Genomic DNA, 14988 nt, shown 5'->3' with positions numbered 1-14988 from the left:
CCACAACGCTATTGTTTGAGTGCAGGTCTATGCCACAGAATTTCATCACGGCCTCCTCACAGCAAAAGACAATGTTCGCACCTTGAATTTTGCGCCCACTCGAGAGTGAGTAGGTCGGCTATATGATTCTCAGATTTATTTAGAGGACTGACCGCTCCCAGCCGAACACAGCAGTCCATTCCCTGAAAACTTCCGACTTAGCCCTGGTGCAGCGCCCGGTAATGGCTGGGCGCCATGCCGACGACTTTGCGAAACAACCGCGAGAAGTAATACACGTCCTCGTAACCCAACTGTTCGGCCACCTGGCGGATGCTTTGCTGGCCCTCGTCGAGCAGGCGGCAGGCGTGGGCCATTTTCAGTTGGATGAACGCCTGGATAGGCGCATGGCCGGTCAGGGCGCGGTAGGTCTTGGCGAAGTGGAAACGCGACAATTTGAACTGCGCCGCCAGTTCATCGAGATTAAGCGAGCCGTGCAGGTGAGCACGCATCACCGCCTGCACCGCATAGACATCCAGCACCCGCCCCGATTTCAACGTGGTTCGCGCCGGCAGCACCGCCAGGGAGGCCAGCAGCGCCTGCAACTGATGGGCGGCATAGATGAAATGCGCGAGGTTCAGGCCCTGCTTGCGCAGATTAAGCAGCGCATCGAACTCGGCCAACAGACGCGGCTGCACGCCAATATGCCAGACCGGCCCCGCGCCCAATGGCCGCAAGAAGTCCGCCGCCAGCTCGCCATCGAAGTGCACCCAGAACAGCGTCCAGGGCTTGCCGGGATCGGCGCCATAGGCATGGGGCATGCCCTTGGGCAACAGCAGCAGATCACCACCAGCGACCGCAATTCGTCCATCCCCGGTGTCCAGCCAGCCTTGGCCGGCGCGGCAATAGATCAACAGATAATCCTCCGGCAGCGGACGATTCATGCGGTGCCCGCCAGCGTTCGGATAGAACCCCAACGCCAGCGGGTAACAGCCCGAAGCCAATGGGTGATGGCTCAAGAGGCGGCGCAGACGCGGCGGCGTGATGAAGCGCAGACCATTGGCCGGCAATGGCCAGTTTGATGTTTCAACCCGATCGCTCATGCGCCCTCCACGACTCAATGCCAAGATAGTCCATCCACTGACCAAGATCGTCAATCCACAAGCGCGCTTGGCCCGGCTATAACACTAAAAATGACAAGGCCTGTCCTGGGCCGGAAGTGGAGAGCGCGATGAGCAAGGCAATCCCGCAGTTGATCGACGGTGAATGGCGCGAAAGCCGCGCCCGTGAATTTATCGAAGTCACCGATCCGGCGACCCAGGAAGTCCTGGCTCTGGCGCCCAAGGCCACCGCCGAGGAAATCGAAGCGGCGATTGCCAGCGCCAAGGCGGCTTTTCTCACCTGGCGCGAAGTGCCAGTCTCCGACCGCGCGCGGGTGATGCTGCGTTACCAGCATTTGCTCAAGGAACACCACGACGAGCTGGCGGAAATCCTCGCTGGCGAAACCGGCAAGACCCTGGCCGATGCCAAGGGCGATGTCTGGCGCGGCATCGAGGTGGTCGAGCAGGCCTGTAATATCGCCAGCCTGATGATGGGCGAGACCATGGAGAACGTGGCCACGGGCATCGACACCGCCAGCTGGATCCAGCCGCTCGGCGTGTGTGTCGGCATCACCCCATTCAATTTTCCGGCGATGATCCCGCTGTGGATGTTTCCCCTGGCCATCGCCGCCGGCAACACCTTTATCCTCAAACCGTCCGAACAAGATCCGCTGACCCCCAATCGCCTGGCCGAGCTGTTTATCGAGGCCGGTGCGCCCAAGGGTGTGCTGCAGGTGCTGCACGGCGCGCGCGAGGTGGTCGACAGCTTGCTCACGCACCCGGATATCCGTGCGATCTCCTTCGTCGGCTCGGTGCCGGTAGGCCAGCACATCTACCGCACCGGCACCGACCACCTGAAGCGCGTGCAGGCCTTCGCCGGGGCCAAGAACCATATGGTGATCATGCCCGACGCCAACAAGCTGCAGGTGCTGAGCAACCTGGTCGGCGCCAGTTGCGGCGCGGCCGGCCAGCGCTGCATGGCGATCAGCGTGGCGGTGTTTGTTGGCGAATCGAAACAATGGATCGACGAACTGCACGCGCAGATGGCCTCGCTGCAACCCGGCTACTGGACCGATGGGCATGCCGCTTTCGGCCCGCTGATCAGCCAGCAGGCCAAGCAGCGTGTGCTGCGCCTGATCGCCGAGGGCAAAGCGGAAGGTGCCGAATGCCTGCTGGACGGCTCGCACTGCACGGTAGAAGGCTACCCCAACGGCAACTGGCTCGGCCCGACCCTGTTTCGCGGCGTGACGACCAAGATGGGCCTGTACCGCGAAGAGATCTTCGGCCCGGTGCTGGTGTGCATGGAAGTGGACAGCCTGGAACAGGCGATCGAACTGGTCAACGCCAGCCCCTACGGCAACGGCACCAGTATCTTCACCCGCTCAGGCGGCGCGGCGCGGCACTATCAGCATGCGGTGGAAGTCGGCCAGGTCGGCATCAACGTACCCGTGCCGGTGCCGCTGCCGTTCTTCTCCTTCACCGGCTGGAAAGGCTCGTTTTACGGCGACTTGCACGCCTACGGCAAGCAGGGCGTGCGTTTCTTCACCGAAACCAAGACCGTCACCAGCCGCTGGTTCGATGAGGACGCCGTAGCGGGAGCGAATATGACCATTCAGTTGAAATGAGAACGGCTTAACAATGTCGACAGGCCGCTGAAAACCGTGGCGAGCGATGGCAAGGGCCGTACCGGTTCCTTACGGGCAACGGCATTTCCCACATCCATGTGGCTCACAAGGCGAAACGCAGCATGGCTGCGCGCAGCTCGCAGTAGTTTTTCAGCGATCTGTTAGACCAATAGACGATCTCGACAATTAGTCTAACCGCGTAAAAAGTTCTCCACGATCCAACAAAAATAATAAGGAGAACAACGATGCAACGACTGACGACTGCCCTGGCCCTCTGGGCTGGATTAACCGCCTGCGCGCAGGCCGCCGAGCCAATCACCCTCGGCCTCAACTACCCGCGCACCGGCCCCTATAAGGAAGAAGGATTGGCCCAGATGCGCGGCGCCTTGCTGGCCATCGACGAGCTCAACGCCCAGGGCGGTGTGCTCGGCCGCTCGCTGCGCCTGTCCAGCCGCGATACCGCCTCGCGCCCGGCCAAGGCCGAGCGCAATGTCGACAAGCTGGCCAGCGAAGGTGCGGCCATGCTGTTCGGCGGCTCTTCCAGCGCAGTGGCAATCGCCTCCGGCCAGCGCGCGGCCAAGCACGGCCTGCTGTATTTCGGCACGCTCACCTACTCCAACGACACCACCGGCAAGAACGCGCACCGCTACATGTTTCGTGAGTGCAACAACGCCTGGATGAGCGCCCGGGTGCTTGGCCAGTACCTGAGCAAGCACCTGCCGGATCAACGCTATTTCTATGTAACCTCCGACTACACCTGGGGCCACACCACTGAAGAGTCGCTACGCCAGACTACCGGCAGCGCAGACACCGGCAAACACCCTGGGCTCAAGGTGCCCTTCCCCGGTGCGCGCCTGGCCGATTACATGGATGTGCTGAACCAGGCCGCCGCGAGCAACGCTGAAGTGCTGGTGCTGGTGCTGTTCGGCGAAGACCTGGTGCGGGCCATGCGCATCGCCAAGGACCTGGGCTTGACCAAGCGCATGCAGATAGTCGCGCCCAACCTGACCCAGAGCATCGTCGAGCAAGCCGGTCCTGGCCTGATGGAAGGTGTGCTCGGCACCGAGCCGTGGACCTGGCGCGTGCCTAAACTGGAGAACTCCGCCCAGGGTGAAGCCTTCGTCAAATCCTTCAGCGAGCGCTATGCCATGTACCCGTCGAGTTCCGCCGCCTCAGCCTACAGCATCGTCTATCAATGGGCCGATGCCGCACAGCGGGCCAAGAGCCTGGACAGCGAAGCCTTGATCAAGGCCCTGGAAGGTCATCGTTACCAGCTCCTCAAGGGCCCGCAAGAGTGGCGCGCCTTCGATCACCAGAACCTGCAGACGGTGTATGCCGTTAAAGTGAAGACCCGCGCCGAAGTGCTCAAGGACCCACTGAAACAGGACTATTTTGAAATCGTCGATCGCCTCGACGCCAACCAGACAACGCCCAGCCTGGCCGAATGGCAAGCCGAAAGACAGGCAGCCGGGCAACCCTTAACCCTGCAGTGAGGACTTATGGATTTCGAACTCAGCGATGAACAACGCCTGCTGGTCGATAGCGCCCGCGCTTTCGCCAACCGCGAACTGGCGCCGCACGCCGCCGACTGGGACCGCGACCACCACTTCCCGGTGGACGTGATCAAACAGGCCGCCGAGCAGGGCTATCTGGCCCTGTACATCAAGGACGAAGACGGCGGCCTGGGCCTGTCACGGCTCTCTGCCGCGCTGATCTTCGAGCAACTGGCCGCCGGCTGCGTCGCGACCACGGCCTTCCTGACCATCCACAACATGGCAACCTGGATGCTCGCCTCGTTTGCCGACCAGGCGCTGAAAGATACCTGGCTGGCGCGCCTGGTCAGCGGCGAATTGCTCGCCTCCTACTGCCTGACCGAGCCAGATGCCGGCTCCGATGCCGCCCACCTGCGCACCCGCGCCAAGCGTGACGGTGACGACTACCTGATCGACGGCAGCAAGTGCTTTATCTCTGGTGCCGGTGCCACCGACGTACTGATCGTCATGGCGCGCACCGGCGAAGACAGCGGCGCCAAGGGGATTTCCTGCTTCCTAGTACCGGCCGACGCCGAGGGAGTGAAGTACGGGCGCAACGAGCTGAAGATGGGCTGGCGCGCCCAGCCGACCCGCACCATTACTTTCGAGAACGTACGCATCCCCGCCGGCAACCGCATCGGTCCCGAGGGCCAGGGTTTCGTCTACGCCATGAAAGGTCTGGATGGCGGCCGTATCAACATCGCCAGTTGCTCGCTCGGCGCGGCCCAGGCGGCGCTGGAGCAATCGTTGCGCTACGTCGAAGAACGTAAACAGTTTGGCAAACCACTCAGCGAGTTTCAGGCCCTGCAATTCAAGCTGGCCGACATGCTCACCGACCTCACGGCCAGCCGTCAGATGGTGCGCCTGGCCGCGCACAAGCTGGACCAGGGCCACGGCGAAGCCAGCCTCTACTGCGCCATGGCCAAACGCTTCGCCACCGATCACTGTTTTACCCTGTGCAACGATGCGCTGCAGCTGCATGGCGGCTACGGTTATCTAAACGACTACCCGCTGGAGCGCTGGGTGCGCGACAGCCGCGTGCACCAGATTCTCGAAGGCACCAACGAAATCATGCGGGTGATCATCGCCCGCCGCCTGCTTGACCAGGGCGGCATGCTGGATCGCCTGCTCTGAGCAAAACAAATTTGTAGGAGCCAGCTTGCTGGCGATCCGGGGCCGGCGATTAATTGCCCAAAAGCATCGCCAGCAAAGACTAGGCGTCCCCCTGGCTCCTACCCAAGCGAAGATGAGGACACTTATGAGCCACGCCATCGAACCCTACCACCCAGGTGTATTCGACCTGACCCACAAGATCACCGTGGAAAAGCACGGCCACACCGCGCTGATCACCATCAATCACCCGCCGGCCAATACCTGGGACCGTGACTCGCTGATCGGCCTCAAGCAACTGATCGAGCACCTCAACCGCGACGACGACATCTACGCCCTGGTAGTAACCGGCCAGGGCGGCAAGTTCTTCAGCGCCGGCGCCGACCTCAAGCTGTTCGCCGACGGTGACAAGGCCCGTGCCCGTGAAATGGCGCGGCGCTTCGGCGAAGCCTTCGAGGCACTGCGCGACTTTCGCGGCGTGTCGATCGCCGCGATCAACGGCTACGCCATGGGCGGAGGCCTGGAGTGCGCCCTTGCCTGCGACCTGCGCATCGCCGAACGGCAAGCACAAATGGCCCTGCCGGAAGCCGCCGTGGGCCTGCTGCCCTGCGCCGGCGGCACCCAACACCTAAGCTGGCTGGTCGGCGAAGGCTGGGCCAAGCGCATGATCCTCTGCGGCGAGCGCATCGACGCCGAAACTGCCCTGCGCATCGGCCTGGTCGAGCAAGTAGTCGACAGCGGTGAAGCGCGCGGCCATGCCCTACTGCTGGCCGCCAAGGTCGCACGGCAGAGTCCGGTGGCCGTGCGCACCATCAAACCGCTGATCCAGGGCGCCCGCGAGCGCAGCCCGAGCACTTGGCTAAGCGAAGAGCGCGAACGCTTCATCGACCTGTTCGACGCCGACGACACTCGCGAGGGAGTGAACGCCTTCCTGGAAAAACGCGAGCCGCAGTGGCGCAATAAGTAACCCTATTCCCCGTAGGGTGCGCCGTGCGCACCAGGAACCCGCAACATGAATGTGATTTTCGAAGAACACCACAGCCTGCATGGCTTTCGCATCGGCATCGCCAGCCTGGCTGCCGAAAAAAGCCTCAACGCCCTGACCCTGCCAATGATCGAAGCGCTGGATGCCAAGCTCAAGGCCTGGGCGGACGACCCGAGCATCGCCTGCGTGCTGCTGCGCGGCAACGGCCCTAAGGCGTTCTGCGCCGGCGGCGACGTGGTGCAGCTGGTGCAGCAATGCCGCGAACATCCCGGCGAAGTGCCGCCCCTGGCACGGCGCTTCTTTGCCGACGAATACCGCCTCGACCACCGTATTCATCGCTACCCGAAGCCGCTGATCTGCTGGGCCCACGGCCATGTGCTAGGCGGCGGCATGGGCCTGATGCAGGGCGCCGGCCTGCGCATCGTCACCCCGTCGAGTCGCCTGGGGATGCCGGAAATCAATATCGGCCTGTATCCGGATGTCGGCGGCAGCTGGTTCCTCAACCGCCTGCCGGGCAAGCTCGGACTGTTCCTCGGCCTCACCGCCAGCAGCATCAACGCCCGCGACGCCCTGGACCTGGGCTTGGCCGACCGCTTCCTGCTCGACAACCAGCAGGACGCCCTGCTCGAAGGGCTGGTGCAACTGAACTGGCTGGAGCAATCACAGCGGCAGCTGCACAGCCTGTTCAAAGCGCTGGAACACGAGGCCCGCGGCGAACTGCCGGAGGCACAATGGCTGCCGCGACGCGAGCGCATCGACACGCTGCTCGATCAGGCCGACCTACCCAGCGCCTGGCGCGCCCTCACCGCCCTGCACAGCGACAGTGATCTGCTGCTGGCGCGCGCAGCCAAGACCCTGGCGGCCGGCTGCCCACTGAGCGCCCACCTGGTCTGGCAACAGATCATTCGCGCCCGCCACCTGTCGGTGGCCCAGGTATTCCAGATGGAGTACGCCATGAGTCTGAACTGTTGCCGCCATCCGGAGCTGGTCGAAGGCGTGCGCGCCCGCCTCATCGACAAAGATCAGGCACCGCACTGGCACTGGCCGGACGTAGCGACTCTTCCCGCAGAAGTAATCGAAGCGCACTTCACTGCAACCTGGGAAGGCGAGCATCCGCTGGCCGATTTATGAATGCACACGCGCAGGGTGGGCGGGGCCGCCTAGGCTGCGCGCACCACCCCATGGACGCCCGGTGCGCACGGCGCACCCTACGAGGAGAACAATAACCATGACCCAGATTGCTTTTATCGGCCTCGGCCATATGGGCCTGCCCATGGCCCGTAACCTGCTCAGGGCCGGCTTCACGCTCAAGGTCTTCGACCTGGTGCAGGCCGCAATGGACGAACTGACCAAGGAAGGCGCGCACGCCGCCACCAACGCGGCCGAGGCGGTACAGGACGCCGACGTGGTGATCAGCATGCTGCCAGCCAGCCGGCATGTCGAAGGCCTGTATCTGGGCGACGCTCCAGGCAATCATGGCCTGCTCAAGATACTCAAACCCGGCACCCTGATTCTGGAGTGTTCGACCATCGCCCCGGAATCCGCGCGCAAGGTGCATAAGGCCGCTGCCGAACGTGGCCTGGAACTGCTCGACGCCCCGGTTTCCGGCGGTACTGCCGGCGCCACCGCGGGCACCCTGACCTTCATGATCGGCGGTCAGGCCAGCACCCTGGAAAAAGCCCGGCCACTGTTCGCCGTCATGGGCAGCAACATCTTCCACGCCGGCCCCGATGGCGCCGGCCAGGTCGCCAAGGTGTGCAACAACCAGGTGCTGGCGGTACAGATGATCGCCACCGCCGAAGCCATGGCCCTGGGCGTGGCCAACGGCCTGGAGCCAGCGGTGCTGGCCGAGATCATGCGCCAGAGTTCAGGCGGCAACTGGACCCTGGAAAAATACAACCCCTGGCCCGGCGTAATGGAAAACGCCCCTGCCAGCAGGGACTACTCGGGCGGCTTTATGGCCGAGCTGATGACCAAGGACCTCGGCCTGGCCCAGGAAGCCGCGCAACACAGCGGCAGCAGCACGCCGATGGGCGCCCTGGCGTTGCAGCTGTATCGCCTGCTGCTCAAGCAGGGCAAGGGCAAGCAGGACTTTTCGGTGGTCCAGCAGTTATTCGTCGAGTAAGAGCGCGGCTTTTGTAGCCCGGATGCAATCCGGGCAGGAACAAGCAGGATTTCTCGGCGGTTCAGCAGTCGTAGGGTGCGCCGTGCACACCAAGAAAACTCACCAGCGCCCAGGCGCGGCGCACCCTACACCGACGCACCCTACCGCTCGCGCAGCGCCTCGGCACGGGCGCGGATGATCGGCTTGAGCAGGTAGCTGAGTACGCTTTTCTTGCCGGTGATGATGTCCACCGAGGCGACCATGCCGGGAATGATCAGCAATGGGTGCTCTTCGCTACCAAGGTGGCTCTTGTTGGTACGCAGCTTGATCACGTAGAAGCTGTTGCCATCATCGTCGGTCACGGTATCCGCGCCAATCTGCTCCAGTTCGGCCTTGAGTCCGCCATAAATGGTGTAGTCATAGGCGGTGAACTTGACTATGGCCTCCTGCCCCGGATGGAGGAAGGCGATGTCCTGCGGGCGAATACGCGCCTCCACCAGCAGGTTTTCGCCCAGCGGCACGATCTCCACCAGGTCGCTGCCCGGCTGAATCACCCCGCCGATGGTGTTCACCAGCAGTTGTTTGACGATGCCGCGCACCGGTGAGATGACCAGCGTACGGTTGACCCGATCTTCCAGCGCCTTGCCGGTCGACTGGATCTTGCTCAGATCGGTGCGCGCCTCATTCAACTGGGTCAGCGCATCGCTGCGAAAGCGCCCGCGGGTTTCGTCGATCTTGCGCTCGACTTCCTTGATCGCGGCCTCGGCGCGCGGCATCGCCAGGGTCGTGGCCTGCAACTGGCCGCGGCTCTCCACCTCGGCACGCTTCAAGCGCAGCACTTCAACCGGCGAGATCGCACCCTCGGCGACCAGCGGCTCGGACATGCGAATTTCCTGGCGAAGCAGTTCCAGGCTGCTACTGAACTGGCTCTGCTTGGAAGCAAACTCACGCAACTCCTGACGACGCTGGGTCAGTTGTTCTTCCAGTCCGGCGACCTCGTCAGCCAATTGCTGGCGCCGACTGTTGAATAGGTCGATTTCGTTGTCTGCCTGACGCGGGACCTTCTCGCGCACTTCGTCGGCCACCAGCAGTTCGCGGTCCTGGACTTCCGCACTCAGGCGCTCGACCCGCAGCAGCAAGGCCAGACGATCCGCCTCCGTTTCGCCGACGTTGGACGCAAAACGGGTGTCATCCAGGCGCAGCAGCGGATCGCCGACATTGACGATCTGGCCCTCACGGACGAACAGCTCGGAAACGATACCGCCTTCCAGGTTCTGGATTTTCTGCAGCCGCGAAAAAGGAATCGCCTTGCCATCGCCGCGAGTCACCTCGTCAACCACGGCAAAATGCGCCCACAACAGGCAGAAGGCGACGAAGGCAATCAGGCCCCAGATAGTCAGGCGAATGACCCTGGGCGCATCCTCGATCAACGCCTTGCTGACTTCCGGCAGCGGCTCGTCGCCCATCCCGTCATGGCTGCCGAAATACGCGGCAACGGCCTGACGCAGGCTCTTCTTAGGCGGCTTAACTGACACTGATCTGCCCCTTCTTCAGCGCTTCCATCACGCTACCTTTTGGCCCGTCGGCGATGATCTGCCCGCGATCGACGATGATCAGCCGGTCTACCAGACTGAGCATCGAGGCACGATGGGTAACCAGCAGCAGGGTCTTGCTGCCGATAACAGCAGCCAAACGCTGCTTGAGACGCTCTTCACCGGTGTTGTCCATGGCGCTGGTCGGCTCGTCAAACAGCAGGATTTGCGGGTCGAGCAGCAACGCCCGCGCCAAAGCCACGTTCTGCCGCTGCCCGCCGGAAAGATTCTGTCCACGCTCGCCGACCTGCAGCTCGTAGCCCTTGGGATGCAGGCGCACGAACTCATGCACCCCGGCCAGCTCGGATGCCTGCAAGACCAGTTCATCCTCCACGTAGCGCGCCCCCACTGCCAGGTTGTCACGCAGGGTGCCGGAAAACAGCTGGATATCCTGGGGCACGTAGCCGATGTTGTGGCGCAGATCGCTGACATCCAGCTGGCGCACATCGACGCCGTCGACCAACAGGCTGCCGGCATCCGGCTGATACAAGCCAACGATCAGCTTGGCCAGCGAACTCTTGCCCGAGCCGCTGCGGCCGATGATGCCGATCTTCTCGCCGGGTCGCACCACCAGGTTGATGTTCTGCAAGGCGGCCTGCTGCTGGTCCGGATAGTGGAAATCCAGCTGGCGAAACTCAATGGCGCCCTGCAATGCCTGACGCTTGAGCGGCCGTTCCTCTTCCTGACGCTCCTGCGGCAGGGTCATCATCTGGTTGACCGACTCGAGGGTAACGCGCGCCTGCTGGTAACGGGTCAGCAGGCCGGATAACTGGGTCAGCGGGCCAAGTGCACGGCTGCTGAGCATGTAGCAGGCGATCAGGCCACCCATGCTCAACTGGCCGTCGATGATCTGGTAGACACCGAAAACGATGACGATCACGCCGGCCAATTGTTGCAACAGCATGGTCGCATTCATCGCCAAGCTGGAGAGCATACGTGCGCGCAACTCCAAGCGACTGAGGGTGCCGATGGTCTGTTCCCACAGATACTGGCGCTCGCTCTCGGCATTATTGACCTTGACCGCATCCAGCCCGGCGAGGCTTTCGATCAGACTCGACTGACGCTCAGCAGCCAGCGCCATGGTGCGTTCCATGGTTTCCGCCAGCGGTCGCTGCAGCGCCCAACCGATCAGGGCGACCAGCGGAAAGGCCAATACCGGAATCCACACCAGGTGGCCACCGATCATGGCGATTACCGCCAGAATCAGCAGGGTGAACGGTAGATCGATGACACTCGCCAGGGTCAGCGAGGCAAGAAAGTCGCGCAGGCTCTGAAACTCGTGAATGTTCTGCGCGAAACTGCCAACCCGCGCCGGGCGGTATTTCATGGCCATGCCGACGACGCGCTCGAACAGGGTCGCCGAAATGATCAGGTCGGTTTTCTTGCCGGCCAGATCAAGGCACAGACCGCGCAAGGTCTTCAGCAGCAGATCGAACAGGTACACACCACAGATACCGATCGCCAGCACCCAGAGCGTGGCCTCGGCCTGGTTAGGCACCACCCGGTCATACACGTTCATGACAAACAGCGGCGTGGCCAGGCCGATCAGACTGATCAGGAAACTGGCCGCAATAGCATCTATGTAGAGCCAGCGGGAACGCTTGAGGGTGTCGCGAAACCAGGACGTCGCCCGCGGAATCAGCTCACCACGGTTGAAGTCGAACTTGTGCAGCGGCTGGGCAAAGAACACCTGGCCACTGTAATCCTCGGCCAGCACCTGGGCACTGACGAGCACTTCGCCACCCTCACTCTCGCTGGGCATGATCCGCGCACGCCCTTGCTCGTCCCAACCGAGCAAGACCGCACTGCGACCTTCGCGCAGCAACAACAGCGCGGGCATGGCCAAGGCCGGGATTTTGTCCAAGGCGCGACGCAGCCAACGCCCTTGCAGGCCAGCGCGCGCCGCCGCACGGGGCAGCAACTCGACACTCAGGCGCTGCTCGGGGAGTGGCAGGCCAGCCGTGAGCATCGCGCGACTGACCGATTTCTGATGCAAGCTGCACAGTGACAGCAGGCTGTCGAGCAGTGGATCGTCGTAGCGATCACGCGGATCGCTACGGGGCGGGGCCTGGCTGAGATCTACTGCCACAAAAAATCACTCATGTACGGAAAAAGACCGCTCTCAGAGGCTGTGAAAACATCGAGCGCCGTCGCGAGCGTTTTTCACAGCTCAGTTCAGGCCCGGCAGTGTCACCTTGGCCTTCACCACATCCAGCGGTGCCGCAGCCATGGGTGCAACTACACCTTGGCTCTGCAGCAGGGAGCCCATGGTCGCCTTGATCCGGTATTGAGTAAACAGTTCCGTGAAGCGCACTTCTTCGAGGCGACGAGCCGCGGTGAACAGTTCGTTCTCACTGTCCAGCAGGTCGAGCAAGGTCCGCTCACCCAAACCGAACTGCTTCTGGTACGAATCACGCACCCGACTGCTGTAATCGACATATTGCTGAGCGATTGGCAGTTGCTGACGCGAGTTCTGCAGGGCGTTCCAGGCCAGACCGAGGTCTTCGTTCAATACACGCAATGCATTATTGCGGATATCCATGGCCTGGTTCACCTGGTGCGCCTTGGACTGCATGTCGGCCTTGTTGCTACCGCCAGCAAACAGGTTGTAGCGCATGCGCAGCATCGCCTGCCATTCATTACTGTGGCCGGACACGCCGTCAATGTTGTTGTCGAGCCCCTGCGACAGCTCGGCATCAATGCGCGGATAAAACGTCGACTTGGACGCTTCATACTGCTGCTCAGTGGCCTGAACATCGGACTCAGCCGAACTCAAAAGCGGGTTATTCGCCAGCATTTCCTCGCGAGCGGCCTGCAAGTTTTCTGGCAGACGCCCGGACAACCCTTGCGGCATGGTCAGCTCGCTCGGGTCGCGACCAATCACGCTGTAATAATTGACCTGTGCATCGGCCAGATTAGTCTGCTCAGTGATCAGATTGTTACGCGCTTGCGCCAGACGCGCCTCGGCCTGATCGAGGTCGGCCATACGCCCTACTCCGCGCTCGCTGCGCAAGGAGATCTGATCATAGATGCGCTCGTGACTGCGCAGGTTATCCTCAGCCAGGCGCACCATGTCGCGGCGCTTGAGCACCTCCAGATAAACCTGAGCCACAGACAACGCGGTGCGCTCGGATGTGCTCAACAGTTCATAAGCACGCGCATTCACGGTGGCGCGCTGGCGACCGACTTCGCTGCTGGTGGCAAAACCGTCGAACAACATCTGCTGCAGACGCAGGCTCGACTCACTGCGGGTCAGCGTCTCGGTATTGTGCGTGGTGCCACGGGTGCCGGGGCTGTCGGTGCCCTCACGGCCATAACCGGCAAGCAAATCGACCTGCGGCAGATAACCACCCCTGGCGGCGTTCATCTGCTCCTCAACCGACAGGCGCGCATTGACCCCTGCCTGGATTTCCGGATGCACCTCAAGGGCGCTCTGCATGGCTTCGTTAAGGGTCTGGCCGTTGGCCGACAAGGAGATCGCGAGAGCGAGGGGAAGCAGGATTAAAGAACGCATCGGAAGGTAGATTCCTTTCAGGCAGAGGAGCAGGCGGCGCCCACACTGGGCCACCAATCGCTGCACGGCAATCCAGTCAAACACTCCCCTTGCTCAAGACGACAAAGGCGACATGGAAGCTGAATCAATATCAAAGTGACATCAACGACAGCGAGTGTGTATTATCGCGAAAGAGCGGTCAATAGTTTGGCACGTAACCGGATTCACTTAGAGTAAGCCAGTTTATTGTCGCCAAATAAATGACAGCAGGCCTTTTATTTATACTGGCCCTGCCACATCAATCCAAGGATCACACCACGCCCTGGGCGTCTGGAGCTTACACATGAGCAATTTTGTCGCCGTTATTAAGAGCCTTGTGGGTCAAGTATTCGTTGTATCCCTCGACGGCCTGAGGCGGCAAGTGTTCGAAGGCGAACGCCTGTTCCAGGGCGACCAGGTAGTGACCGCATCAGGCGGCTCGGCAGTCCTCGAAATGGCCAATGGCGACGTGATCGACATCGCAGCCAATGGCAATTGGCAAGCCGCCGGGGGCCAAGCCCCAGATCAAGCCGCTGCCCCGCAGCAGCCCGCCTCAGACCTAGAACAAGCCATCGCAGCCGGCTTCGACCCCACGGCCGACCTAGAAGCCCCTGCCGCAGGTCCGGGCACTGCAGGCGGGACCGGTGGCGCAGCAGGTGGTGGCCACAGCTTCGTGATGCTGGATGAAACGGGCCAGCAGCTTGATCCGACGGTTGGGTTTGATACTGAAGGATTGGGGTTTGCAGGCGACAGCCAAGATGACACTCTCGGACTTGCGGGCGATGGCGATGCCGCCAACCTTGGCGACATCACCCCGCCAACTGCACCAACCCTGACCCTATTGGTTGATAGCGGTATAGCCGGTGATCTGATCAGCAACGATGGCAGCTACACCGTAAGCGGCACCGAGCCCGGCGCCCTGGTCGAGTACAGCCTCAACGGTACCGACTGGAGCACTACCGCACCGACCGCCGTCGAAGGCAGCAACAGCATTCAAGTGCGTCAGACCGATGTCGCCGGCAACACCTCGGTTCCGTCGACCCTGACCTTCACCCTCGACACCCTGGTTGCCGCGCCGAGCATCAGCCTGACTACCGACACCGGTAGCAGCGACGCCGATGCCATCACCAGCAACGGTACCTACACCATCAGCGGCACCGAAGCCGGCGCCCTGGTCGAGTACAGCCTCAACGGCACCGACTGGCGCACCACCGCACCGGTGGCCGTGGAAGGCAGCAACAGCATTCAAGTGCGTCAGACCGATGTCGCCGGCAACACCTCGGTTCCGTCGACCCTGACCTTTACCCTCGACACCCTGGCGCCGACCCTGGTCATCACCGACAACGTCGCCGGTGTGGCCACTGGTCCTGTGACCTTCACCTTTACCTTCAGTGAGGCCGTCAGCGGTTTCACCGCTGATGACGTCGCCGTC

At 62.3% G+C, this 14988-nt stretch carries 11 protein-coding genes; 7 read left to right on the top strand and 4 right to left on the bottom strand.

Annotation, left to right across the window (positions count from 1 at the left end; genetic code table 11):
* Positions 1-197 precede the first annotated feature (197 nt).
* The gene (locus Q8K09_RS00115) at positions 198-1079 is read right to left on the bottom strand and encodes an AraC family transcriptional regulator (protein ID WP_305252786.1); all 882 of its coding nucleotides are present in this window, start codon (positions 1077-1079) and stop codon (positions 198-200) included.
* Between the two features lie 128 nt (positions 1080-1207).
* Here Q8K09_RS00115 and Q8K09_RS00110 point away from each other — a divergent pair, with 128 nt between their 5' ends.
* The 6 genes from Q8K09_RS00110 to mmsB all read left to right on the top strand — a co-directional run bounded on the left by Q8K09_RS00110 (position 1208) and on the right by mmsB (position 8453).
* Positions 1208-2701, top strand: a complete 1494-nt coding sequence (locus tag Q8K09_RS00110) for a CoA-acylating methylmalonate-semialdehyde dehydrogenase (RefSeq protein WP_305252784.1) — start codon at positions 1208-1210, stop codon at positions 2699-2701.
* 245 nt (positions 2702-2946) lie between these two features.
* A complete protein-coding gene (locus tag Q8K09_RS00105; protein WP_305252783.1) occupies positions 2947-4194 on the top strand; it encodes a substrate-binding protein in 1248 nt (415 codons plus the stop codon).
* Between the two features lie 6 nt (positions 4195-4200).
* The gene (locus tag Q8K09_RS00100; protein ID WP_305252781.1) at positions 4201-5367 is read left to right on the top strand and encodes an isobutyryl-CoA dehydrogenase; all 1167 of its coding nucleotides are present in this window, start codon (positions 4201-4203) and stop codon (positions 5365-5367) included.
* A 124-nt stretch (positions 5368-5491) separates the two neighbouring features.
* On the top strand, positions 5492-6310 hold the full coding sequence (locus Q8K09_RS00095; protein WP_305252780.1) for an enoyl-CoA hydratase: 819 nt from the start codon (positions 5492-5494) through the stop codon (positions 6308-6310).
* A gap of 45 nt (positions 6311-6355) precedes the next feature.
* The gene (locus Q8K09_RS00090; protein ID WP_305252778.1) at positions 6356-7459 is read left to right on the top strand and encodes an enoyl-CoA hydratase/isomerase family protein; all 1104 of its coding nucleotides are present in this window, start codon (positions 6356-6358) and stop codon (positions 7457-7459) included.
* A 97-nt stretch (positions 7460-7556) separates the two neighbouring features.
* A complete protein-coding gene (mmsB, locus tag Q8K09_RS00085; RefSeq protein ID WP_305252776.1) occupies positions 7557-8453 on the top strand; it encodes a 3-hydroxyisobutyrate dehydrogenase in 897 nt (298 codons plus the stop codon).
* A gap of 140 nt (positions 8454-8593) precedes the next feature.
* On the opposite strand, the gene Q8K09_RS00080 is transcribed toward mmsB, so the two are convergent.
* From Q8K09_RS00080 to Q8K09_RS00070, 3 genes are all read right to left on the bottom strand, one after another.
* A complete protein-coding gene (locus Q8K09_RS00080; protein WP_305252787.1) occupies positions 8594-9898 on the bottom strand; it encodes an HlyD family type I secretion periplasmic adaptor subunit in 1305 nt (434 codons plus the stop codon).
* 58 nt (positions 9899-9956) lie between these two features.
* Positions 9957-12113, bottom strand: coding sequence for a type I secretion system permease/ATPase (locus Q8K09_RS00075; protein ID WP_305252774.1), 2157 nt, complete (start codon positions 12111-12113; stop codon positions 9957-9959).
* An 81-nt stretch (positions 12114-12194) separates the two neighbouring features.
* Entirely contained in the window at positions 12195-13538 is a 1344-nt protein-coding gene (locus Q8K09_RS00070; protein ID WP_305252773.1) for a TolC family outer membrane protein, read from the bottom strand.
* 322 nt (positions 13539-13860) lie between these two features.
* On the opposite strand from Q8K09_RS00070, the gene Q8K09_RS00065 reads away from it, so the two are divergent.
* Positions 13861-14988, top strand: a 1128-nt coding sequence (locus tag Q8K09_RS00065; protein WP_305252771.1) for a retention module-containing protein, incomplete at its 3' end; no start/stop codon positions are given.

The sequence above is a fragment of the Pseudomonas sp. genome (genome assembly GCF_030683065.1).
Lineage (GTDB): Bacteria > Pseudomonadota > Gammaproteobacteria > Pseudomonadales > Pseudomonadaceae > Aquipseudomonas.
This window is presented reverse-complemented; position numbering and strand designations above follow the sequence as displayed.